Annotated in this window: 19 protein-coding genes and 3 pseudogenes; 15 read left to right on the top strand and 7 right to left on the bottom strand. The window is 71.0% G+C overall.

Annotation, left to right across the window (positions count from 1 at the left end; genetic code table 11):
- Positions 1-126: 126 nt before the first annotated feature.
- The 7 genes and pseudogenes from ACFV9O_RS16950 to ACFV9O_RS16980 all read left to right on the top strand — a co-directional run.
- Positions 127-1701, top strand: coding sequence for a S8 family serine peptidase (locus ACFV9O_RS16950; RefSeq protein WP_385418153.1), 1575 nt, complete (start codon positions 127-129; stop codon positions 1699-1701).
- A 427-nt stretch (positions 1702-2128) separates the two neighbouring features.
- Positions 2129-2449, top strand: a complete 321-nt coding sequence (locus ACFV9O_RS16955; protein ID WP_385418156.1) for a MarR family winged helix-turn-helix transcriptional regulator — start codon at positions 2129-2131, stop codon at positions 2447-2449.
- Between the two features lie 220 nt (positions 2450-2669).
- Positions 2670-2798 (top strand): hypothetical protein, encoded by a 129-nt coding sequence (locus ACFV9O_RS16960; RefSeq protein WP_385418201.1) that lies wholly within the window; start codon positions 2670-2672, stop codon positions 2796-2798.
- Between the two features lie 35 nt (positions 2799-2833).
- Positions 2834-2980, top strand: a pseudogene (locus ACFV9O_RS16965) (ferredoxin); the annotation flags it as partial.
- Positions 2981-3038: 58 nt separating this feature from the next.
- A pseudogene (locus tag ACFV9O_RS16970) lies at positions 3039-3868 on the top strand (NAD(P)/FAD-dependent oxidoreductase); the annotation flags it as partial.
- Positions 3869-3928: 60 nt separating this feature from the next.
- Positions 3929-4237, top strand: a complete 309-nt coding sequence (locus ACFV9O_RS16975; RefSeq protein WP_385418199.1) for an oxidoreductase C-terminal domain-containing protein — start codon at positions 3929-3931, stop codon at positions 4235-4237.
- Between the two features lie 190 nt (positions 4238-4427).
- A pseudogene (locus tag ACFV9O_RS16980) lies at positions 4428-4631 on the top strand (MFS transporter); the annotation flags it as partial.
- Here ACFV9O_RS16980 and ACFV9O_RS16985 read toward each other — a convergent pair.
- Positions 4607-5008, bottom strand: coding sequence for a hypothetical protein (locus tag ACFV9O_RS16985; protein ID WP_385418203.1), 402 nt, complete (start codon positions 5006-5008; stop codon positions 4607-4609). The pseudogene ACFV9O_RS16980 and the gene ACFV9O_RS16985 overlap by 25 nt on opposite strands.
- A gap of 133 nt (positions 5009-5141) precedes the next feature.
- On the opposite strand from ACFV9O_RS16985, the gene ACFV9O_RS16990 reads away from it, so the two are divergent.
- Positions 5142-5348: a hypothetical protein gene (locus tag ACFV9O_RS16990; RefSeq protein ID WP_385418158.1), complete on the top strand. Its 207-nt coding sequence runs from the start codon at positions 5142-5144 to the stop codon at positions 5346-5348.
- Between the two features lie 81 nt (positions 5349-5429).
- On the opposite strand, the gene ACFV9O_RS16995 is transcribed toward ACFV9O_RS16990, so the two are convergent.
- Entirely contained in the window at positions 5430-6815 is a 1386-nt protein-coding gene (locus tag ACFV9O_RS16995) for a glycoside hydrolase family 18 protein (RefSeq protein ID WP_385418161.1), read from the bottom strand.
- Between the two features lie 281 nt (positions 6816-7096).
- On the opposite strand from ACFV9O_RS16995, the gene ACFV9O_RS17000 reads away from it, so the two are divergent.
- The 6 genes from ACFV9O_RS17000 to ACFV9O_RS17025 all read left to right on the top strand — a co-directional run bounded on the left by ACFV9O_RS17000 (position 7097) and on the right by ACFV9O_RS17025 (position 14138).
- Positions 7097-7849 (top strand): GntR family transcriptional regulator, encoded by a 753-nt coding sequence (locus tag ACFV9O_RS17000; protein WP_385418163.1) that lies wholly within the window; start codon positions 7097-7099, stop codon positions 7847-7849.
- 295 nt (positions 7850-8144) lie between these two features.
- Positions 8145-9842, top strand: a complete 1698-nt coding sequence (locus ACFV9O_RS17005; protein ID WP_385418166.1) for a purine-cytosine permease family protein — start codon at positions 8145-8147, stop codon at positions 9840-9842.
- A gap of 258 nt (positions 9843-10100) precedes the next feature.
- On the top strand, positions 10101-10280 hold the full coding sequence (locus ACFV9O_RS17010) for an SPOR domain-containing protein (protein WP_385418169.1): 180 nt from the start codon (positions 10101-10103) through the stop codon (positions 10278-10280).
- 84 nt (positions 10281-10364) lie between these two features.
- Positions 10365-10832: a (deoxy)nucleoside triphosphate pyrophosphohydrolase gene (locus tag ACFV9O_RS17015; protein WP_385418172.1), complete on the top strand. Its 468-nt coding sequence runs from the start codon at positions 10365-10367 to the stop codon at positions 10830-10832.
- Positions 10833-10955: 123 nt separating this feature from the next.
- On the top strand, positions 10956-11384 hold the full coding sequence (locus tag ACFV9O_RS17020) for an ATP-binding protein (RefSeq protein WP_385418174.1): 429 nt from the start codon (positions 10956-10958) through the stop codon (positions 11382-11384).
- A gap of 144 nt (positions 11385-11528) precedes the next feature.
- On the top strand, positions 11529-14138 hold the full coding sequence (locus tag ACFV9O_RS17025) for a SpoIIE family protein phosphatase (RefSeq protein ID WP_385418176.1): 2610 nt from the start codon (positions 11529-11531) through the stop codon (positions 14136-14138).
- A gap of 137 nt (positions 14139-14275) precedes the next feature.
- On the opposite strand, the gene ACFV9O_RS17030 is transcribed toward ACFV9O_RS17025, so the two are convergent.
- Together ACFV9O_RS17030 and ACFV9O_RS17035 are read right to left on the bottom strand one after the other, a co-directional pair.
- Positions 14276-14986, bottom strand: a complete 711-nt coding sequence (locus tag ACFV9O_RS17030; protein ID WP_385418178.1) for a PspA/IM30 family protein — start codon at positions 14984-14986, stop codon at positions 14276-14278.
- 95 nt (positions 14987-15081) lie between these two features.
- Entirely contained in the window at positions 15082-17187 is a 2106-nt protein-coding gene (locus ACFV9O_RS17035; RefSeq protein ID WP_385418181.1) for a TPM domain-containing protein, read from the bottom strand.
- Between the two features lie 104 nt (positions 17188-17291).
- Here ACFV9O_RS17035 and ACFV9O_RS17040 point away from each other — a divergent pair, with 104 nt between their 5' ends.
- Complete coding sequence (locus tag ACFV9O_RS17040; protein ID WP_385418184.1) at positions 17292-17963, top strand: SMI1/KNR4 family protein; 672 nt, start codon at positions 17292-17294, stop codon at positions 17961-17963.
- A 286-nt stretch (positions 17964-18249) separates the two neighbouring features.
- Here the strand turns inward: ACFV9O_RS17040 and ACFV9O_RS17045 are convergent, their stop codons facing one another.
- From ACFV9O_RS17045 to ACFV9O_RS17055, 3 genes are read right to left on the bottom strand one after another with little or no spacing between them, the layout of a single operon-like run.
- Entirely contained in the window at positions 18250-19026 is a 777-nt protein-coding gene (locus tag ACFV9O_RS17045; protein ID WP_385418186.1) for a succinate dehydrogenase/fumarate reductase iron-sulfur subunit, read from the bottom strand.
- Positions 19023-20981: a fumarate reductase/succinate dehydrogenase flavoprotein subunit gene (locus ACFV9O_RS17050; protein ID WP_385418189.1), complete on the bottom strand. Its 1959-nt coding sequence runs from the start codon at positions 20979-20981 to the stop codon at positions 19023-19025. Before ACFV9O_RS17050 ends, ACFV9O_RS17045 begins: the two co-directional genes overlap by 4 nt.
- A 23-nt stretch (positions 20982-21004) precedes the next feature.
- A complete protein-coding gene (locus tag ACFV9O_RS17055; RefSeq protein ID WP_385418191.1) occupies positions 21005-21823 on the bottom strand; it encodes a hypothetical protein in 819 nt (272 codons plus the stop codon).
- Positions 21824-21927 lie beyond the last annotated feature (104 nt).

Genomic DNA, 21927 nt, shown 5'->3' on the forward strand with positions numbered 1-21927 from the left:
ATCTTTCGGACGGCAGCGGCACGGCACCCTCGCAGACATCCCGACGGACACCCCGGGCAAGCGGATTGTCATGCTCCTGTCGATAACCCCCACAGCAGCGCACCACCAATGAGGAGGATCCCTCACATGTCCGTGATGCGTAATTCGCGGCGAAGACTGTCCGCCGTGGGCGCGATAGCCGTCGCCGCACTCGCGCTCGGTACCGCGTCCGCCCTTCCCGCCACCGCGGCCGAAGCCGCCCCGGAAGGCGTCATCCAGAACGAGGACGCGCCCGGCGCCATCGCCGGCAGCTACATCGTCACCCTCGACGAGTCGGCCGCCGACGCGAGTTCCAAGGAGGGCAAGGCCCTCGCCGCGGAATACGGAGCGACGATCAAGAAGACGTACAACGCCGCCCTCAACGGATACGCCGTCGAACTCTCCGAGGCCCAGGCCAAGAAGTTCGCCGCGGACCCGGCCGTCGAGTCCGTCGTGCAGAACCGCGTCTTCACGATCTCCGGCACCCAGCCCAACCCGCCGTCCTGGGGCCTGGACCGCATCGACCAGCGGGCGCTCCCGCTGAACCAGAGCTACACCTACCCCGACCCCGCGGGTGAGGGCGTCACCGCGTACATCATCGACACCGGTGTGCGGATCACCCACAGCGACTTCGGTGGCCGGGCCTCGTACGGCTACGACGCCATCGACAACGACAACACGGCGCAGGACGGCAACGGCCACGGCACGCACGTCGCCGCCACCGTCGCCGGAAACTCCTACGGTGTCGCGAAGAAGGCCAGCGTCGTCGGCGTCCGCGTGCTCAACAACTCCGGCTCCGGCACCACCGCGCAGGTCGTCGCGGGCATCGACTGGGTGACGCAGAACGCCGTCAAGCCGGCCGTCGCCAACATGAGCCTCGGCGGCGGCGTCGACTCCGCCCTCGACACCGCCGTACGCAACTCGATCGCCTCCGGTGTCACCTACGCCATCGCGGCCGGCAACGACGGCGCCAACGCGGCGAACACCTCGCCCGCCCGCGTCACCGAGGCCATCACCGTCGGCTCGACCACGAGCAGCGACGCGCGCTCCAGCTTCTCCAACTACGGCAGCGTCCTGGACATCTTCGCGCCGGGCTCCTCCATAACCTCGGCCTGGAACACCAGCGACAGCGCCACGAACACCATCTCCGGTACGTCGATGGCGACCCCGCACGTCGCGGGCGCGGCCGCGCTCTACCTGGCGAACAACCGCACCGCCACCCCGGCGCAGGTGTCCTCCGCCCTGACCACCGCGGCGACCCCGAACGTGGTCGGCAGCCCCGGCACCGGATCGCCGAACCGCCTGCTGTACGTCGGCGGCGGCACGACCCCGCCGCCCGGCCCGAAGTTCGAGAACACCACGGACTACGCGATCAACGACCACACCACCGTGGAGTCGCCCGTCACCGTCAGCGGCGTCGCGGGCAACGCCCCGTCCGCTCTCCAGGTCCCGGTCAACATCGTGCACACCTACATCGGCGACCTCCAGGTCCAGCTCATCGCTCCTGACGGCACCGCCTACACCTTGAAGGGCTACGGCACCGGCGGCAGCGCGGACAACATCAACACCACGTACACCGTCAACGCCTCGTCGGAGGTCGCGAACGGCACGTGGAAGCTGCGGGTCAGCGACAACGCGAGCATCGACACCGGGAAGATCGACTCCTGGGCGCTGCAGTTCTGACGCGCGCTGAGCGCATGGGCCCTGAGCCCTGAGCTCTGAGCTCTGAATCCGGGGGGTGGGGCGGTCGCCGAGGCGGCCGCCCCTCCTCACGCGTCGAGCAGTCCGTACATGGCGGACGGCGCTCCAGGCACAGTGCGTTCCAGGCCTCCGCATACGCGGGCTCCAGCAACCGGAGCGGCACGTCGGCCGGTGCGGCCGCAGGTGCCGATCGATGAGACCGTCGACGCCATGGCTGGTGTTGGCACTGCCGTGTGGTCGGGTCGGGTCGCGGCATTCACGTCGGCCCAGTGGATGGCGTGTCCGGGCTCCTGGCGATCGCCGTGCGCGGCGGTGAGCTGATCGATGATCTCCAGCCCGCGGCCGTGCTCGTCGGGAGTGCAGCCGGCTGCCCAGTCGGCTGGAGCGGGAAGGTCCGATCCGGCTGACCGTGCTGGCAGCGGCGGAGGGCGTCGCCCAACCGTCGATGACCGCGCTGGTGCACCGACTGGAGGCCCAGGGCCTGGCATCACTAGTGGACCATCCCGAAGACGGACGGGTCCGCCTCGTCGCCATCACGGATGCCGGGCGCGAGGTGCTGGCCGAGCGCCGACGCGCGCAGTGTGCCTGGGTGACCGACCTGCTGGCCGCGTTGCCCGAGCAGGACGTGCGGGCGCTGGGCGAGGCCATGCACACGGCCCTGCCCATCGTTCGGCGGATGGTCCAAACCGCCCCGCGACCCCGCGTCCCCGGCGGCGGGTCGGCCTCCTGAACCTCCGGGCTGCGCGCTTCGGTGTCTCCTCCTGCAGGCGGGACCTGCTCCGCTGCCCCGTCGCGCCCCACGCGCGCCGGGCCCCGGTCCTGGCACTGCCCCCATACCGACTTCCGGAAAGGGCGGAGATCCATGAGCACCATCTCGGCACCCGGCACCCGGCACCCGGGACCCGGCACCCGGCACCGACGCGCCGCCGGCGCAAGTACCGGACTTCCCGATGACCCGGGCGGCCGGCTGCCTGTGCCGCCGCATCCCCACCCTGCAGCCGGCGGCGGATCTCGACGAGATCCCGTTCAAGCACGACGGAGCCGTCTACGGCGTCTACGAACTGCCCGTCACCTGGTGACCGCGGCCAAGTGCCGCGCAGGAAAGGAGGATCCGATGAAGGTGGTCGTCGGCCAGAGCAAGTGTGTCGCCTCCGGCCAGTGCGTGCTGGCCACGCCGGAGGTGTTCGACCAGCGCGAGGAGGACGGCATCGTCGTCCTGCTCACCGAGAACCCGCCCGAGGACCTGGCGGACGACGTCCGGCAGGCCGCCGCCTCTGCCTGGCCCAGGCGATCTGGGTGGAAGAACAGGAGGACGAGCAGTGAGGCGGATCGTCATCGTCGGAGCCTCGGCCGCAGGTCTGACCGCGGCCGAGACCCTCCGCCGCCGAGGCTGGGGCGGCGACCTCACCCTGATCGGCGAGGAGTCCCATCCGCCGTACGACCGGCCGCCGCTGTCCAAGCAGACCCTCACCGGCGCCTGGGAGCCCGAACGGGCCACCCTGCGCTCCCCACAGGACCTGGCGCGGCTGGAGGCCGACCTGCGGCTCGGACAGCGCGCCACCGCCCTCGACGTGGAGCGCGGCCAGGTGCGTCTGGGCAACGGCGAGAGCATTTCGACGCTCTGGTCATCGCCACCGGCGTGGTCCCCCGGCGCCTTCCCGACAGCGATCTGGCCGGAGTCCATGTCCTGCGCACTCTCGACGACGCGCTCGCCCTGCGTGCCGCGCTGCTCGCCGGGCCCCGGGTGGTCGTCGTGGGCGGCGGGTTCCTGGGCACCGAGGTCGCCGCGGCGGCCCGGACCATGGGCCTGGAGGTGACCGTGGTCGAGCCGGAGCCCGTCCCGGTGCGACGCCCGTTCGGCGACCGCATCGGCGCGCTCGTCGCCGACCTGCACCGCGACCACGGAACGCGCCTGCGCTGCGGGATACCGGTGCGCCGCCTGCGCGGTGCAGGCGGCCGGGTGACCGGGGTGGAACTCGGCGACGGCACCACGCTGCCGGCCGACGTCGTCGTCCTGGCCCTCGGCTCCACGCCCGCGACCCGCTGGCTGGCGGGCTCGGGCCTGAGCCTGGGGGACGGGGTGCTGTGCGACGCGTCGTGCCAGGCCGCACCCGGCATCTACGCCGCCGGCGACGTCGCCTCCTGGCACAACCCGCACTTCGGCACCCGCATGCGCCTCGAGCACCGGATGAACGCCACCGAACAGGCCATGGCCGCAGCCGGCAACCTGCTCGGTGACGCCAACCCGTTCGCTCCCGTGCCCTACTTCTGGACCGACCAGTACGACACCAAGATCCAGGCGTACGGCATCTTCCCACCCGACGCCGCCGTGCGCATCGTCCACGGCGACCCGCAGGACGGTCACTTCGCCGCCGCCTACGGCCACCACGGGAGGGTGGTCGGCGTACTCGGCTGGAACACCCCCCCGCCACGTACGCACGACTGCGCCGCCTGGTCGCCGAACGCGCGTCGTGGACAGCCTTCACGGCCACACCCGCGCTCCGCCCGGCAACAGTGAACTGAGCCCCAGATCCCCGCAGGAAGCCATGAGGGAGGACAGCCGGTGACCACCGACGGAACCCCCCCGCCCGGCAGGCAGCACCCCCGGCGTTCGGCCCCACGATCGGCGTACCTGGATCGGCGCCGACCACCCCCGCTACAAGTGGGTGGCGCTGTCCAACACCACGCTCGGGGTCCTGATCGCGAGCATCAACACCTCGATCGTGCTGATCTCGCTGCCCGGGATCTTCACCGGCATCCGTCTCGACCCGCTTCAGCCGGGCAACGTCAGTTACCTGCTGTGGATGCTGATGGGCTACCTGCTCGTCACCGCCGTGCTGGTCGTCACCCTCGGCCGACTCGGCGACATGCGCGGCCGGGTACGGACCTACAACGCGGGATTCCTCATCTTCACCGTCAGATGGTGGCCGGACTCGCCGGCTCGCTGCCGCACACCCTCAGCTCCGGCCTCACCGCCCAGCACGTACCCGCCCCAGCCGCACACACCATCGCAGCGCTGCCGCCGGTCGAGGTCCTGTTCGCCGCCTTCCTCGGCTACAATCCCATCCAGCAGCTCCTCGGCCCGGCCATGCTCGGCCACCTGCCGCCGGCCAACGCCGCCATCCTGACCGGGCGGGACTTCTTCCCGCACCTGATCTCCCGGCCCCTTCCACGACGGCCTGATCGTCGTCTTCACCCTGGCCATCGCCATGGCCCTCATCGCCGCGGCCACCTCGCTGGTCCGCAGACGCACCGGGACCGCGACAACGACAGCCCCCGCCGTCACCACGCCCAAAGCCTCCGCCGGCACGGGCGCTGACGGCCCGCCCGGACGAGCGCACTCCTCTGCGGCGGCGACCGGGGCACGCGGGGACCACGGGTCACCGGGCGGGGTGAGAACCGGATGGACGGCCCCTGCCCGTGTGGCCGTCGAAGCCCCTGCCGAGGAGTACGACACGGCGAGCGACCTCGGAAAGCGTGCCTCCGAGGCAGAGCATTCGGGCGACTTCCACAGCAGCCGCTATGAAGCCTCGCATGCGCTCGGCCTCACCGCGGTACCCCCGGCCGTTCCGGACGAGGACCCCGAGGACCCCGAAGAGCCGGAAGCGGAGGACAGCGAGGATCTGTGAGCGGGGCGGCCCCGGCCGGCGTCGGCCAGGGCCGCCCCGCCCGATCGCTGGCGTCGCGTCGGCGTCTGCGTCTGCGTCGCCTCAGCGGCGCTCGAGGCCCGTGTCGATCGCCGTGATCAGCTCCCCGTCGGACGTGTCCCCGTCCAGGGACCAGAACATCGCGCCGCCGAGCCCGCGGTCCCGGATGTACGCGGTCTTCGTGCGCAGCACCTGCGGATCGTCGTACGTCCACAGCGTCGTCCCGTCGAAGAGCCACGCATGGCCGCCCCGCCGGTCGCGGTGGACCGTGTACGTGCCCGACTCGGCGAGCTTCTTGAGGGCCTCGTAGTCCTCGTACCCCGCCGCCCAGGTGGCGGGCGCGGGCCCGCTCGCCGGCTGCCCGAGGCCGTCCCCGCCGCCGGTGACGCCCGTCCAGCCCTGGCCGTAGAACGGCATGCCCATCACCAGCTTGCGGGCGGGTGCGCCGCGGCGCAGCCAGTCGCGCACGGTCTGGTCGACGCTGAAGTCGTCGCGCGACGCGAACAGTGCGGACTGCTGGGCCGTCGTCCTCTCGCCGGAGACGTGGAAGTCGTACCCCTGGAGGTTCACGAAGTCCAGGTCCCGCATGATCTTGCGGACCTCGAAGCCGGCGTCGATCTTGGCGGGTGCGGTCGGGACGAACGCCGTCAGTTCGTAGTGCCTGGGCTTCTTCAGCGTCCGGCCGTACGCGTCGAGCTGGGTGCGGAACTCCCGTACGAGCGCGGTGAAGTTCTGCTTGTCCTCGGGGCGGAAGACGGTGTCCGCGTCGCCCGCCGAGCCCGGCCACTCCCAGTCGAGGTCGATGCCGTCGAAGAGGCCGGCCGCCGCTCCGGTTCCGCCGCGGGAGCCGTCGACGGGGAGGTTGCCCTTGATGTAGAGGTCGAGGCAGGAGGCGACGAACGCCTTGCGGGAGGCGGAGGTCCGGGCCGCGTCCGAGAAGTGGGTCGACCAGCTCCAGCCGCCCAGGGAGATGAGCACCTTGAGTCCGGGGTGCTTGGCCTTGAGCTCGCGGAGCTGGTTGAAGTTGCCCGCGAGCGGCTGCTCGGCGGCGTCGGCGACGCCGTCGACCGAGCCGGCGGCATCGAGCGGACGGACGTAGTCCGCCCAGGCGTCGGCCTCACCGGGGACATTGCCGGTGAAGCACTTGCCGTCCGGACTCACGTTGCCGAAGGCGTAGTTGATGTGGGTGAGCCTGGCCGCGGTGCCACTCGTGTCCAGGTCCTTGACCTGGAAGTTCCGCCCGTAGATGCCCCATTGGGTGAAGTAGCCGACGCGCTTGTACGCGGGTTTGTGCCCGGGACCGTGCCCGGGCATGTGTGTGGGCTGGTACGAGGAGCGGCCGTCCCCGTCCGCGCGGGCCCCGTCCGCCGAGGCGGAGGGGGAGAGCGTGGCGAGGAGGGAGAGCGAGGCGGCGGCGATGGTCAGCCGGGCAAGGGTTCTTCGGCGCATGAGGCTCATTCCTGTGCGTGTGCCGGAGGGTTTCCATGAGCGGTGCGTGCTGCCGTGCGCGGTACGGACAGGAAGGTATTGGTCTGGACCATTTGCGGTCAAGGATTCGGGGCGCGGGATCAGGAATCCGGCGCACATGTGCCCGAGGTGGTCGCCATACCTGCGGTAAGCACCCGCGTAAAGAGCGGTAATCACTTCGGGTGAAACTCTGGCCCATGCTTGCGGTAGGCAACCCACGGTTGCCAGGCTGTTGCTGTCTGTCAACCTGTTGGGAGTGGCCAGTGACATTCGGTGAGCAGCCCGCCTATCTGCGTGTTGCAAGCGATCTCCGCCGGAAGATCGTCAACGGCGCACTGCCGCCGCACACCCGCCTCCCCTCGCAGGCCCGCATCCGCGAGGAGTACGGGGTGTCGGACACCGTCGCGCTGGAGGCGCGCAAGGTGCTGATGGCCGAGGGCCTGGTGGAGGGCCGCTCCGGGTCGGGTACGTATGTGCGCGAGCGCCCCGTGCCCCGCCGGATCGCCCGCTCCGGTTACCGGTCGGCGTCCGGCGCCAACCCCTTCCGGCAGGAGCAGGCGGCGGACGGGGCGCGGGGCACGTGGGAATCCAGCAGCGAGCAGGTGGAGGCGAGCGCCGCGATCGCCGCGCGGCTGGACATCACGGCCGGCGACCGCGTGATGCGCACGCGGTACGTCTTCCGGGACGCGGGCGAGGCGATGATGCTGTCGACCTCGTGGGAGCCGCTCGCTATCACCGGGCGCACGCCCGTGATGCTGCCGGAGGAGGGCCCGCTGGGCGGCTGCGGGGTCGTCGAGCGGATGGGGGCGATCGACCTCGTCGTGGACAACGTGGCGGAGGAGGTCGGCGCGCGGCCGGGGCTGGCGGAGGAGCTCCTGGCGCTCGGCGGTGTCCCGGGCCATGTGGTCATGGTCATCCAGCGGACGTACTACGCGTCGGGGCGTGCGGTCGAGACGGCCGATGTCATCGTCCCGGCCGACCGCTACCGGATCGCATACCACCTGCCGGTGCGGTGACCCGCGGTGGCGCGAATGCCGGACCGCGGTGGGCGGCTGCCGTGACCACCGCGGCGTGAGCTCCCCCACCGCAGTGGCAGGGCCACGGTGGCCGGCGGGGCTCCAGGTGCGGTCCGGCCGAGCTCCGGCCGGACGTGACCGCTGGGCGAACACGCTGTTCGCGGGGCGTGATCACGAGTTAACGCGGACCCTGGACCCGTAACGCCGGGGCAATTGCCCGCAGCGTCAAGTTGTCATGCCCGGCTCCTACTTTGCTCGTCCGTACCCGAAATCCGGTCGGACGACAGGAACCCTCATGACGGATACGGTCACCCGTGACACCGAAGCGGTGGCACCGCCGCCGCCCAAGCGCAGCTACGCGAAACTCGCTGCCGACGAGAGCCGCGAGGACTACTCGCTCCGCTATGCCCCGCACTCCTTCCGGCGCTGGTCGCCCTCGATGGTCGCGGGCACGGCGCTCGGCGGGATCGCGTATCTGGCCGACTTCGCGATCGGCGCGTCGATCGTCTTCACGTACGGCTTCACGAGTGGTCTCGCCTCGATCCTCACAGCTGCCGTGATCATCTTTCTGACGGGCATTCCGATCGCCCGCGCCTGCGCCACATACGGCCTGGACATGGATCTCGTCACGCGCGGCGCCGGCTTCGGCTACTTCGGCTCCACGCTGACGTCCCTGATCTACGCGTCCTTCACCTTCATCTTCTTCGCGCTCGAGGGCTCGATCATGGCGCAGGCCCTGCACCAGGCCGTGGGGCTGCCCGTCGAGATCGGCTATCTGGTCACGACGCTGATCGTCATCCCGATCGTCTTCAAGGGGATGGGCGCGCTGGCGAAGGTCCAGGCATGGACCCAGCCGGTCTGGATCGTCGGGATGGTGCTGCCGTTCGTCGTGCTCGCCTTCGAAGCGCCGGACGCCTGGGGTGCGTTCGCCTCCTTCGGGGGTACGGAGGGTGCGGGCGCGGGCTTCTCGTGGATCGGCTTCGGGCTCGGCACGGGCGTCGCCCTCTCGCTGATCGCCCAGATCGGTGAGCAGGCCGACTATCTGCGCTTCATGCCGGCCAGGACCGAGCGGAACAAGCGCCGTTGGAACCTCGCGGTGCTCGCCGCCGGGCCCGGCTGGGTCGTCATCGGTGCGGCCAAGCAGCTCGGCGGTGCTTTCCTCGCCTTCGTCGCACTGGAGGCGGTGGGGAAGACGCACGCCCTGGAGCCGATCGCCCCTCAGGTCGAGGCGCTCAAGCCCTGGCTCGGTTCGGTGGCCCTGCCCGCGGCGGCGGTCTTCGTGATCGTCTCCCAGATCAAGATCAATGTGACCAACGCCTACAGCGGCTCGCTCTCCTGGTCCAACTTCTTCTCCCGCATCACCCACAAGCACCCCGGCCGCGTCTGGTACATCTTCCTCAACCTCGCCATCGCCCTGACGCTGATGGAGATGAACATGTTCGCGGCGCTCGGCAAGTTGCTGGGCTTCTACTCGAACGTCGGCATCGCCTGGATCGCCGCCGTGGCCGCCGACCTCGTCATCAACAAGCGGATCGGGCTCAGCCCGCCGTACATCGAGTTCAAGCGCGCCTACCTCCACGCCGTCAACCCGGCCGGCTTCGGCGCGATGGCCATCGCCTCGACCGTCTCCATCCTGGCCTTCTTCGGGGTCTTCGGGCAGTACGCCGAGGCCTTCTCCACCTTCATCGCCGCCGGACTGGCGCTGGTCCTCTGCCCCTTGATCGCCTGGGCGACGAAGGGCAGGTACTACCTGGCCCGCCCGAACCCGGTGAACGGGCCCGATGTCGTCGTGGAGGACGTCACCGCCACCCATACCTGCGCGGTCTGCGAGACGGCGTACGAGCTGCCCGACATTGCCGACTGCCCTGTCCAGTCGGGCCCGATCTGCTCCCTGTGCTGCTCGTTGGACTCCGAGTGCGGGGACGTCTGCCGCAAGGAGCCCGCGGCCTCGGGGCCGGTGCTGATGCCGCTGCCGACGGTGCGTACGGACTGATCTACGTCGCGACGTACGGCACCACCTGACGCACGACGCACGGCACGAGGTAAGGCGCCGACAGCACCTGTCGGTTGTCGTGGGGGCGCACGCGGCTGCGTGCGCCCTCCGTCGTGTGCCCCGTCGTTGGCCGGATCCGTCTCTCTTTGTGAAAACACGTATCCGCTGAGTAAAGGTCAGGCGTAAGCTCGGGCATATGCGTAGTGCGGTTTCCTGGGGACGGTGGGAGTTATGCAGGCCGGCAGCGGAAGGGGTGCGATGAACGACAGCGGCGCAGTGCTTCCCTGGCTGGTCATTCGTCAGGACGACAACGGCAACCGCTATCGCGTCGGCCGGTACGCCACGGAGGACGAGGCCCAGAAGATCGCCGACCGCCTCGATGCCCGCGGCCACAAGCAGCTGTACTGGGTGGAGCGCATCGGGCAGACCACTCCCTGACGTCGCAGAAGCGCACACGTGAGTGCGGCGGGGCTGTCCGGGGCCCGGCGGCAGGGTCCTCGGATGCGGGTTACGCTCCGGCGCATGACAGATCGCGTGACCGCCCGGGTCGTGGTGGCCGGAGCCCTGTACGACCAGGGGCGCCTGCTCGCCGCCCGCCGGAGCTCCCCGCCCGCACTGGCCGGCCGCTGGGAGCTGCCCGGCGGCAAGCTGGAGCCCGGCGAGACCCCTGAGCAGGCCCTCGTGCGCGAGCTGCGCGAGGAGCTGGGCGTCGAGGCGGAGCCGGTCGAGCGGGTGCCCGGCGAGTGGCCGCTGGGTCCCGGCTATGTGCTCCAGGTCTGGACGGCCCGGCTGCTCTCGGGCGAGCCGCACCCGCTGGAGGATCACGACGAGCTGCGCTGGCTGGCCCCCGACGAGCTCGACGCCGTGGACTGGCTGCCCCAGGACCGCCCAGCGGTCGTCGCTGCGGTGCGCCGGCTGCCCTCGGGACCGGCGCTCCGGTCCTTGGGCCCCGCGGGCGGGCCGGACTCCCCGGGCAGCGCGGGTAGCTGACGGGATACGCCGTTCGTGCCACCGCGCGCCCCACTCGGAGATAGCCTGCCCCAAATATCGGGTATGGGCTGATTAACCCTCCGAAACCGGACATGGGTCAGCGGCTGTGGCTGATCTTGGGAAGTGGTCGGCGTGATCGACACCGAAGGCGATGTCGCCGAGTGGACCTTCCCTGCCGAGCCCGATGTCGTACGTGCCGCACGTCACGCCGTCCGCGAGGCTCTGCGCGCCTGGGAGCTGGACGCCGTGGTCGGCGATGTGACCGTGCTCCTGGTCAGTGAGCTCGTGACCAATTCTCTTCGGTACGCCTCCGGCCCCATCGGCGTCCGTCTCGTCCGGCCGAACCCCGACGGCGTGGTCGCGCCACTCCCTTCCGCACTGCTGGTGGAGGTTTCCGATCCGCTTCCGGATCCGCCCCTGGAGCGCCCTGCCGGGCCCGATGACGAGGGTGGACGCGGGCTCCAGCTCGTGGCCTGCACGGCCAGGCGGTGGGGCACGCGGCGTGGCAGAACCGGCAAGACCGTGTGGTTCGAGCTGCCTCTCCCGGGTTAGAAGTGTGAAGGGACAACGATCACGGTCTCGGCTCAAAATGAACGAGATCGCTCTGTGATCGTGAACGCCGTGTCGCCAGAGGCCGTAGTGCTGAATACTGCGGGCATGGCCGGTCCGGTGCGGTGAGCTGGAGGGGACGGTCGCGTGAGCGAGATACCTGAGACGGCGAGCGGCGTGGTGTGGCAGAGCAGTCCGCCCGGCTCGATATACGACTACATCAAAGTCGCGTCTTTCTCGATCGGGCCCGACGGGCTCGTCGACCAGTGGAGCCGGCGCGCCGCCGAGCAGTTCGGCATCGAGTCCGCCGAGGTCAGGGGGAAGGACCCGGTCGAGGTATTCATGCCCGCCGAGCTGCGCACCCGGGGCCACCGCAAGATCGCCGAGATACTCGACGGCAAGGAGTGGACGGGCCTCGTCCCCTTCCGTATGCCCGGCGAGGGCGGAGCCCACGGGCTCGCCGAGGTCTATGTCATGCCGAGCGAGACGGACCACGGCGAGCGCGCCGCGATCTGCATCGTCGTCGACGTCCGCGCCCTGCGCGGCATAGAGACCGATCTTGCCTCGTCGCAGGCTATTTTCGGCCAATCTCCCTTTGGGTTCCTCCTGTTCGGCCCCGACCTCACCGTCGTACGCGCCAATCAGCGGTTCGCGACCGTCTTCGGCGGTGCGGCGGCGGACCACCGCGGCCGCACCGTCTTCGACTACCTTTCCCGGCCCGAGGCCGAACGGATGACCGCGGCGCTCCGACGGGTGCTGGAGACCGGCGAGTCCGTGACCGATCTGCAGATCGTCGGCACCGCCCCCGGCAGCACCGACCGCCGCCACTGGTCCATCAACCTCTACCGCGTCCACAGCGGGACAGGCCGCCCCGTCGGCGTCGCCGGACTCGGCACCGACGTCACCCGTCGTCAGATCGCCGCCCGTGAGGCCGCCAGCGCCCGCCGCAACCTGGCCATCCTCAACGAGGCCAGCGCCAGGATCGGCAACTCCCTCGATCTGGAGACCACCGCCCGCGAACTCCTCGACGTCGCCGTCCCCGGCTTCTGCGACCTTGCCTCCGTCGACCTCTACCAGGGGCTCCTCACCGGAGACGAAGCCCCGCCCGGACGCTGGGGCTCCGCGCACCCCGAGGGCTTCGGCGGCGGCAGCGCCGAGCTGCGCCGGGTCGCCTACGCAAGTGCCGTGTCCGACGCCGTCCTTGCCGACGGCTCCGGCGGGACGGGCAGGTCCCCCGAGTCCGACGGGTCCCACGGCGCCAGTGGCTCCGGTGCGGGAACGCCGGCCTCGCCCGGGGTCGGAGCCGTCCACCGCTACTCGTTCAACTCGGCCAGCGCCGTCGCCCTCCGCACCGCCCGCGTCCAGACCATCCCGGGCGAGGAGGGCAGCCTCGTCCAGTCCACCCTCGCCGTGCCGATGGTCGCCCACGACTCGGTCGTCGGGCTCGTCCAGTTCTCCCGGGCGAAGGGCAGCGAGCCCTTCGGGGAGCGGGACCGTGCGCTTGCCGTCGAGCTGGCCGCCCGTGCAGCGGTCTGCATCGACAACGCCCGCCTCTACCGCCGCGAGCACGAGCGGGCCCTGATCCTCCAGCGCAGCCTTCTGCCCCCCGGCGACCCCGAGGCCGCCGGCCTCGACATCGCCTGCCGCTACCTCCCGGGCAACACGGCGACCGAGGTCGGCGGGGACTGGTTCGACGTCATCGAACTCCCCGGCCACCGCACCGCCCTCGTCGTCGGCGACGTCATGGGCCGCGGACTGCGCGCCGCCGTCGCGATGGGCGAACTGCGCACTGCCGTACGGACCTTGGCGCTGCTCGACCTGGAGCCCGCCGAGGTGCTCTCCGCCCTCGACGAGATCGCCCGCGGGCTCGGCACCCCCAGCGGCGCCCAGCAGGCGTCCCGCGTCGCCCACAAGTCCCGTGGCCCCGAGCTCTCCGAGGTCTATCTCGCGACCTGCGTCTACGCCGTCTACGACCCGGTGACCAGACGCTGCACCTTCGCCAACGCCGGCCATCTGCCGCCCGTCCTCGTCGAACCCGGCGAGGAGGCGCTGCTGCTCGACGTGCCGCCCGGGATGCCGCTCGGCGTCGGCGGCGAGCCCTTCGAGGAGGTCCAGGTCGAACTCCCGGAGGGCGCGCTGCTCGCGCTCTACACGGATGGACTCGTCGAGTCCCGGGACCATCCCCTCGACGAGGGCCTCAGCGCCTTCCGCCGGGCGCTCACCGAATCGGACCTCCCGCTCGAGGACGTCTGCGACCACGTCCTCGGCACCCTCGACACCCGGCACGGCGAGGACGACATCGCCCTGCTGATGGCCCGGATCCAGGGCATGCAGACCGAGTCCGTGGGCGACTGGCGGCTGCCCCGCGAACCCCGCTCGGTGGGCCGCGCCCGGGAGCTCGCCCGGGCCCAGCTCGTCGCCTGGGAGCTCGAACCGCTCGTCGACACGGTCGAGTTGCTCGTCAGCGAACTCGTCACCAATGCGCTGCGCTACGGCGAGGGCGAGATCCGCCTGCGGCTGCTGCGCGACCGAACCCTCGTCTGCGAGGTGTGGGACGCCGGTCTCGTACAGCCGCGACGGCGGCGCGCACGGGACACGGACGAGGGAGGCCGCGGACTGCAGCTCGTCGGGCTGCTCAGCGCGGCCTGGGGCTCGCGCCGCACCCCGCGCGGCAAGACCGTGTGGTTCGAACTCGCCCTGCCGGACGGCGACTCGACGTCCGAGCCGAGTGTGGAGCAGCTGCTCAGCATGTTCTGACCCGGACCGGGGCCCCGGACCAGGGCGCGGGCCCTGGTACACCGCGTCCCGGGGGCCGCTGCCCTGGCGGACCGCGTCGTACGCCCCGCGGCCCGGCGGGACTGCGCCCGGTGGTGTGCCGCCCCGCGTCCGTGCCGCTACGCGGCCTTGAGGGCCGCCAGACGGGCCTCGATCTCTGCGTTGTCGTCGAGGGCGTCGAGCTGCTCGAACTGGGCGTCCAACGACGAGGCGGCGAGTTCCTCCTTGCCCTTCGCCTTCGCCTCCTCCCGGCGCACCTTGTCCTCGAAGCGGTTCAGCTCGCTCGTCGGGTCCAGCACGTCGATGTTCTTGACGGCGTCCATCATCTGGTTCTGCGCCTGGGCCGACCTGGCCCGGGCCACCAGCTCGTCCCGCTTTGCCTGGAGCTCGCGGAGCTTGGTCTTCATCTGGTCGAGGCCGGACTTGAGCTTGTCCACGACCTGCGTCTGCGCGGCGATCGTGGGCTCGGCCGTCTTCGCCTCCCGCTCGGACTGCAACTGCCGCTGCAATGCCACCTTCGCGAGGTTGTCGAACTTGTCGGCGTCCGCGGTCTGCCCCGACGCCCGCAGCTCGTCGGCCTTCCTGCTCGCCGCCAGCGCCTTGCCGCCCCACTCCTTGGCCGCGTCCACGTCCTCCTGGTGGTCCTGCTCCATCAGGCGCAGATTGCCGATGGTGCCGGCGACGGCCTGCTCGGCCTCCGCGATGTTGTTCGTGTAGTCCCGGATCAGCTGGTCGAGCATCTTCTGCGGGTCCTCGGCCTGGTCCAGGAGCGCGTTGATGTTGGCCTTCGCCAGCTGGGCGACACGGCCGAGGATCGTCTGCTTGGTCATGGCACTTCTCCTTGTGCGGAAGCGGAATACGAGTCGGTGGGCGCCGTAGCCGGAGCCGGGATCGGAGTCGGAGTGGAAGGAGGAACAGAACCGCGTCAGAAACGGCCGCCACCGCCCAGCCGGCCGCGAGTGCCGCCACCGCCGAAACTGCCCGGACCGCCGCCGAAGCCGCCGCCCCCCGGACCTCCGCCAAATCCCCCGCCCCCTCCTTGTCCGCCCCCGCCGCCGAACAGGCCGCCGAGAATGATTCCGCCGAGCACGGCACCGCCGAGCCCGCCTCCACCTCCTTGTACACCGCCCGACCCGAACGGGTTCCCGTACGAGCGGACGTCCTGCTCGGCGAAGCTCTGGGCCTGCCGGGCGAGGGAGTCCGCCTGCTGCGCCTCGACCAGCGCGGCCGGTGCCTCGCCCGCTCCCGCGAGCTCCTGCGACCGCTCCAGCCGCCGTTGCGCCTCCGCGAGCCGGGTGCGGGCCCGGGCCCCGACCGCCCCGCGGTGCGTCGTGATGAAATCCGCGGCCGCCCCGATCGTCGAACGCGCCATGAGCGTCGCCTGGTCCAGCAGCGCGCGGGCCCGCCGCGCGCCCTCCTCGCGCTCCCGCGCGCCCGCCAGGGCCTCCTCCAGCACGGCGTCCGCCTCCTCGACCCGGCGCAGCGCGTCGATGGGGTCGTACGGTCCGGCGTCGGTCTCCCGCCGCACATCGGCGACCACGGTCTCCGCCCGGGCGATCCGGCCCTGGAGATCGGCCGTGGACACCCCTGCCGCCGTGCCTTTCAGCAGCCCGCGGGCATCTGCCAGGTCCGCCTCCGTCTCGCCGAGCGCACCCGGAAGCTTTCCGGCCGCTTCCGCCAGCTCCTGGGCACGCCGGTCGACGGCGTCGATGAGCCGCTCGGCCTGGTGGACCGCCCCTTCCCCGGCGCGGATGTGGACGGCGGCCGCGGCGTTGTCGCCCCCGTCGACGGACTGGCGCGCCTGGTCGAGCGTGGTCGAGGCGAACAGCAGCCGGTCCTTCGCCTGTTCGACGTCGCCCGCGACCGGCGCGGCGGCCGACTCGGCGTACCGCCGGCGCATGGCGGTGAGGGTGGCCTCGGCCGTACCGGCCCTTCCGCTCAGCTCCTGGTACGCGGACTCGGCCGTGGCCAGGGCCTGCGGCGCGTTCTCCTCGAGGGCGCGCAGCCGGTCGAAGTCCTCCGACTCCGCGTCCAGCCGCCGATTGGCCTCCGCGCAGCGGAAGATGATCTCGTCCAGCATCTGCCGCCGGGTCGCATCGTCCTCGGGGTAGGCGTCGTCAAGCGCCTGCCGCAACCGGAACGCCGCGGTCAGCTCACTGTGGGCGTACGCCACCGCCTCGGTGAAGGGCTTCGCGGCCTCCTCGCCGAACTGTGCCGTGGCGAAGCCGAGTTCCTCCTGGCTCGTACGGAGTGCGTCATCCGTGTCCACCAGGCTCTGCTTGGCCTGCGCGTCCAGTTCCGGGAGCGGCTTCGGCGCGGGCGTCGACGGGTGTGCCGCCGACGGCTCGTCCGACCGGCCCCAACCCTGCCCGCCGCGCGGGGTCGTGCCTTCCGCGGCCCGGCGTCTGCGCCTGCTGTACGCGTACGCGGCGACGGCACCCGCACCGCCCAGCACGGCCACCGGAACGATCAGGTCGGAGGCGGAGGTGCCGTCCCCGCCGCCCGGATCGGGATTCCCCGGTGTGATCGCCGGCGTGGGCACGGGCCGGCCCGCGAGCACCGCGTCGTAGCCGTCGGCGGCCCCGATCGCGGCCCCGGCCCAGTCGTTCCGACGGAGCGGCGGCTCGATGGCGGTCTGCGCGACATCGTCGAACTGCGCCTGTGTGATGCGGGAGTCGGCATCGGCGGAGTACGCGTACTGCCGGTCGCGCGTGGCGACGGCGAGCAGGACGTCGTTCCGGCCGAGCCCGTTCTTCGTGGCGGTCTGGTCGGCCCAGCTCTGCGCCGGGCGGTCCGAGAAGTCGTGCACGTAGACGACGAAGAGCTGGATGCGCTGGTCGTCGTAAAGGCGGTCGAGGGCCTGTGCCACCTGGTCCTCCCGGTCGCCGAGCGCGTCGACGCGGTCGGTGATCTGGCCCTCGCGGGACAACTGCACCGGATCCTCGGCACGGGCGCCCTGAACGGCGGGCACGATGAGCCACCACGCCGCCACCAGCACGGCGAGCAGAACCCGGGCGGCTATTCGTGTCACGCTTGGGAGGTTATGTCCGCTATTTGCTCCGCGCGACCGGACGGGCCCCGGGCTCAGCCGAAAATCGCGGGCCCGCCCGGAGTCTCGTCCCTAGCCTGGTGGGCATGGGTGAGGGGACACAGCACATATGGGCCGGGGCGCGCGAGCGGGTGACCGCGCTGCGCGAGCACGGCGGAGCGCGCGAGGTCTTCGGCGCCCGGGGGCACGGCTTCGAGCTCCAGCCGCCGATGAGCGAGCAGGACGTACGCGCGCTCGAGACCGAGCTGGGCACGGAGCTCCCGGCCGAGTACCGGAGCTTTCTGCTGACGGTCGGCGCGGGCGGCGCAGGGCCCGACTACGGACTGACCACACCACTGTGCGAGGACGGCCGCTGGGCCTGGCGCGGAGTCGGTCTTGCGTACGAGGGGATGAGCACGGCCGTCTCCGACGCGGGCATGCCCTTCGCCCCGGACGAGGTGCAGCGACTGCTGGACGCCTACGACGACGAGGAGCCGGAGCCGGACGACTACCCGGACCAGGAGGAGTTCCGGCGTGCCCACCGGGCCTGGGACGACCGCTACGAGGAGCTGTACGACGCCCAGACCGCAGGCTCGGTCTTCATCGGCGAGCAGGGGTGCGGCTACTACTCGCTGCTGGTCATCACGGGGGAGCACCGCGGCACGGTCTGGGACGACGTGCGGGCCTGCGACGGCGGAATCGTGCCGAAGGGCGGGAGCTTCGCCGCCTGGTACCTGACCTGGCTGGCCCGTGCCGAGGCCGTCGCGTACGAGGCGTGATCGGCGTCCGCGTACGGGGCGTGATCGCCGTTCGTGATGGCGTGTGATCGCCATCGTCACGGGCTGTGACCGTCACTGTCGGTGGTGGCGTCTACGGTGGGAGACCATACGGCACTTCTGACGGGGGGATCCGGTGAACGTACGACCGCGCCACCAGGGCACCACATACCGGCGCCGCCCGGGCCCCGGACCCGGGCGGGTGCCGACACCGGAACGGCACCGGCACCGGCACCGGCACCGGACCCGGACGGCCCCGGCACCGGACCGGCCGGGTCCCTGCGGCCCTCTACGAGCTGGAGTCCCGCCGCCGGATCTTGTTCCCCAGCCACACCAGCGGGTCGTACTTCCGGTCGACCGCCCGTTCCTTCAGCGGGATCAGCGCATTGTCCGTGATCTTGATCTGCTCCGGGCACACCTCGGTGCAGCACTTGGTGATGTTGCAGTAGCCCAGGCCGTGCTCCTCCTGGGCCGTGCGCTTGCGGTCCAGGCCGGCCTCGGCGGCCGCGTCCAGGGGGTGCATGTCCAGTTCGGCGACGCGCATCAGGAAGCGGGGGCCGGCGAAAGCCGGCTTGTTCTCCTCGTGGTCACGCACCACATGGCAGGTGTCCTGGCACAGGAAGCACTCGATGCACTTGCGGAACTCCTGGGAGCGGTCCACGTCGGCCTGCTGCATGCGGTACTCGCCCGCGGCGAGCCCGGGAGGCGGGACGAACGACGGCACCTCACGGGCCTTCTCGTAGTTGAAGGAGACGTCCGTGACCAGATCGCGCACCACGGGGAAGGCCCGCAGCGGGGTCACCGTGATGGTCTCGGCCCGGTCGAAGACCGACATGCGGGTCATGCACAACAGCCGCGGGCGCCCGTTGATCTCCGCGCTGCACGAGCCGCACTTGCCCGCCTTGCAGTTCCAGCGCACCGCCAGATCAGGGGCCTGGGTGGCCTGCAGCCGGTGGATGATGTCCAGGACGACCTCGCCGTCGTGGACCTCGACCGTGAAGTCCCTGAGATCCCCGCCCTCCTGGTCGCCCCGCCAGACCCTGAACCGAGCGTCGTACGTGCTCATTCGTACAGCTCCTCTTCGGCGAGGTACTTGACCAGCTCCTCCTTCTCGAAGAGGGCGAGCAGGTCGGGGCGGATGGGATCCGTGGTCTTCCGTACGAGATCGATCTGGCCGCGCGCCGGGTCGGTGGCCGCCAGGCCGCCCGTGGGGTCCACGAGCCGGCACAGCAGGTTGATCCGGCGCCACTCGCGCTCCATGCCGGGGCAGTCCTCGCGGGTGTGGCCGCCGCGGCTCTCGGTGCGCTCCAGGGCGGAGCGGGCGATGCACTCGCTGACCAGCAGCATGTTCCGCAGGTCCAGGGAGAGGTGCCAGCCCGGGTTGAACTGCCGGTGGCCCTCGACTCCGGCACGGCGTGCGCGGACCCGGAGCTCGGCCAGCTTCTTCAGGGCCTGCATCATCTCCGGCTCGCGCCGGATGATGCCGACCAGGTCGTTCATGGTCTGCTGGAGTTCCTGGTGCAGGGTGTACGGATTCTCCGGGGCCGCGCCCGGCTCCGGGCCCTCCGCACTGAACGGACGCAGCGCCTCCGCCGCGGCCGCGTCGATCTGCGCCTCGTCCACGACCGGCCGGCCGGCCCCGGCGAGCCCCGACGCGTACTCCGCGGCGTGGAGCCCGGCCCGCCGCCCGAAGACCAGCAGGTCGGAGAGGGAGTTGCCGCCCAGCCGGTTGGAGCCGTGCATACCGCCCGCGACCTCGCCCGCCGCGTAGAGCCCGGGTACGCCGACCGCGGCGGCGGTGTCCGACTCGACCGCGATGCCGCCCATCACGTAATGGCAGGTCGGCCCGACCTCCATGGCCTCCGCGGTGATGTCCACGTCCGCCAGCTCCTTGAACTGGTGGTACATGGACGGCAGCCGGCGCCGGATGACCTCGGCCGGCATCCGGGTCGACACATCGAGGAACACACCGCCGTGCGGGGACCCGCGGCCCGCCTTCACCTCGGCGTTGATCGCGCGGGCGACCTCGTCACGGGGAAGCAGCTCGGGCGGGCGCCGGTTGTTGTCCGGGTCCTCGTACCAGCGGTCGCCCTCCTCCTCGGACTCCGCGTACTTCTCCTTGAAGACGTCCGGGACGTAGTCGAACATGAACCGCTTGCCGTCGCTGTTGCGCAGCACCCCTCCGTCGCCACGCACCGACTCGGTGACCAGGATCCCCTTCACCGACGGCGGCCAGACCATGCCGGTCGGATGGAACTGCACGAACTCCATGTTGAGCAGCGGGGCCCCGGCGAGCAGCGCCAGCGCGTGCCCGTCGCCCGTGTACTCCCACGAGTTCGAGGTCACCTTGAAGGACTTGCCGATGCCACCGGTGGCCAGCACCACCGAGGGTGCCTCCAGCACGAAGAATCGGCCGGACTCGCGCTCGTAGCAGAAGGCGCCGGACACCCGACCCGCGGCGGGGCCGCTGCCGGATGCCGTGTCCTTGAGCACCCGCGTGACCGTGCACTCCTGGAAGATCTTCAGCCGTGCCTCGTAGTCCCCGAACTCGGCCTTGTCCTCCTGCTGCAGCGAGACGATCTTCTGCTGGAGCGTCCGGATCAGCTCCAGGCCCGTTCGGTCGCCGACGTGCGCCAGCCGCGGGTACTCATGTCCGCCGAAGTTGCGCTGGGAGATCCTCCCGTCCTTCGTACGGTCGAAGAGCGCCCCCCACGTCTCCAGCTCCCAGACCCGGTCCGGCGCCTCCTGGGCGTGGAGCTCCGCCATCCGCCACTGGTTGAGGAACTTCCCGCCGCGCATGGTGTCGCGGAAGTGGACCTGCCAGTTGTCGTGGGGGTTCGCATTGGCCATGGAGGCGGCGATTCCGCCCTCCGCCATGACCGTGTGCGCCTTGCCGAAGAGCGACTTGCAGATCACGGCGGTACGGGCCCCCCGCTCGCGCGCCTCGATGGCGGCCCGCAGCCCCGCGCCGCCCGCGCCCACGACGACGACGTCCCACTGCTGCCGTTCCAGATCGGTCATCAGTTGGCACCTTCCTTGGGTCCCTAGAAGAAGCGCGGGTCGTCGAAGGCACCGGTGGCCAGCAGATACACATAGAAGTCGGCGAGCGCGACGCTGATCAGCGACGCCCAGGCGAGCAGCATGTGACGCTCGTTCAGCTTGCCGACCCAGCCCCACAGCCGGTAGCGCACCGGATGCTTGGAGAAGTGCTTCAGCCGTCCGCCGATGATGTGCCGGCAGGAGTGGCAGGACAGGGTGTACGCCCAGATCAGCACGATGTTGACGAGGAAGACCAGGGTGCCGAGACCCATGTGGCCCCACGCGTAGTGCTCGTCGCGGAAGGCGAGCACGGTGTCGTACGTGAGGATGCCCGCGACGGGCAGCGCCGCGTAGAAGAAGTAGCGGTGGATGTTCTGGAGGATCAGCGGGAAGCGGGTCTCACCGGTGTACTTCTTGTGCGGCTCGGCGACCGCGCAGGCCGGGGGCGAGGCCCAGAAGCCCCGGTAGTAGGCCTTGCGGTAGTAGTAGCAGGTCAGCCGGAAGCCCAGCGGGAAGATCAGGATCAGCAGCGCCGGGGAGAGCCCCCACCAGCTGCCGAAGATCTCCCAGTTGGGGCCGCCCTTCATCGGCTCGCAGTTCTCCGCGAGGCAGGGCGAGTAGAACGGCGACACGTACGGCGCGGCGTAGTAGTCGCTGTTCGCGAAGGCCCGCCAGGTCGAGTAGACGACGAACGCGAGCAGACCGGCGGCGGTGGCGGCGGGTGCCAGCCACCAGCCGTCGGTCCTGAGATGGCGGGGGGCGATGGCGGCGCGCGAGGCGCCGTGCACGCCCGTGTCGGTGTGGGGTTCGGTGCCTGTGGCCAACGAGGTCTCCTAGATGATCAATTCCAAGGGGTCAGTGATCGTACGTCGTGAGCGAGCGGAGGGTGGCTTGTCCGGTGTGGTCGTTGTGCCAGATCACGGCGGTC

The sequence above is a fragment of the Streptomyces sp. NPDC059909 genome, from assembly GCF_042730885.1.
Taxonomy (GTDB): Bacteria; Actinomycetota; Actinomycetes; order Streptomycetales; family Streptomycetaceae; genus Streptomyces.

Coding starts and splice junctions, on each gene's coding strand:
- ACFV9O_RS16950 (WP_385418153.1), top strand. CDS start 127: ATGTCCGTGATGCGTAATTCGCGGCGAAGACTGTCCGCCGTGGGCGCG.
- ACFV9O_RS16960 (WP_385418201.1), top strand. CDS start 2,670: ATGACCCGGGCGGCCGGCTGCCTGTGCCGCCGCATCCCCACCCTGCAG.
- ACFV9O_RS16975 (WP_385418199.1), top strand. CDS start 3,929: ATGGCCGCAGCCGGCAACCTGCTCGGTGACGCCAACCCGTTCGCTCCC.
- ACFV9O_RS16995 (WP_385418161.1), bottom strand. CDS start 6,815: ATGCGCCGAAGAACCCTTGCCCGGCTGACCATCGCCGCCGCCTCGCTC.
- ACFV9O_RS17005 (WP_385418166.1), top strand. CDS start 8,145: ATGACGGATACGGTCACCCGTGACACCGAAGCGGTGGCACCGCCGCCG.
- ACFV9O_RS17010 (WP_385418169.1), top strand. CDS start 10,101: ATGAACGACAGCGGCGCAGTGCTTCCCTGGCTGGTCATTCGTCAGGAC.
- ACFV9O_RS17015 (WP_385418172.1), top strand. CDS start 10,365: ATGACAGATCGCGTGACCGCCCGGGTCGTGGTGGCCGGAGCCCTGTAC.
- ACFV9O_RS17030 (WP_385418178.1), bottom strand. CDS start 14,986: ATGACCAAGCAGACGATCCTCGGCCGTGTCGCCCAGCTGGCGAAGGCC.
- ACFV9O_RS17040 (WP_385418184.1), top strand. CDS start 17,292: ATGGGTGAGGGGACACAGCACATATGGGCCGGGGCGCGCGAGCGGGTG.
- ACFV9O_RS17045 (WP_385418186.1), bottom strand. CDS start 19,026: ATGAGCACGTACGACGCTCGGTTCAGGGTCTGGCGGGGCGACCAGGAG.
- ACFV9O_RS17050 (WP_385418189.1), bottom strand. CDS start 20,981: ATGACCGATCTGGAACGGCAGCAGTGGGACGTCGTCGTCGTGGGCGCG.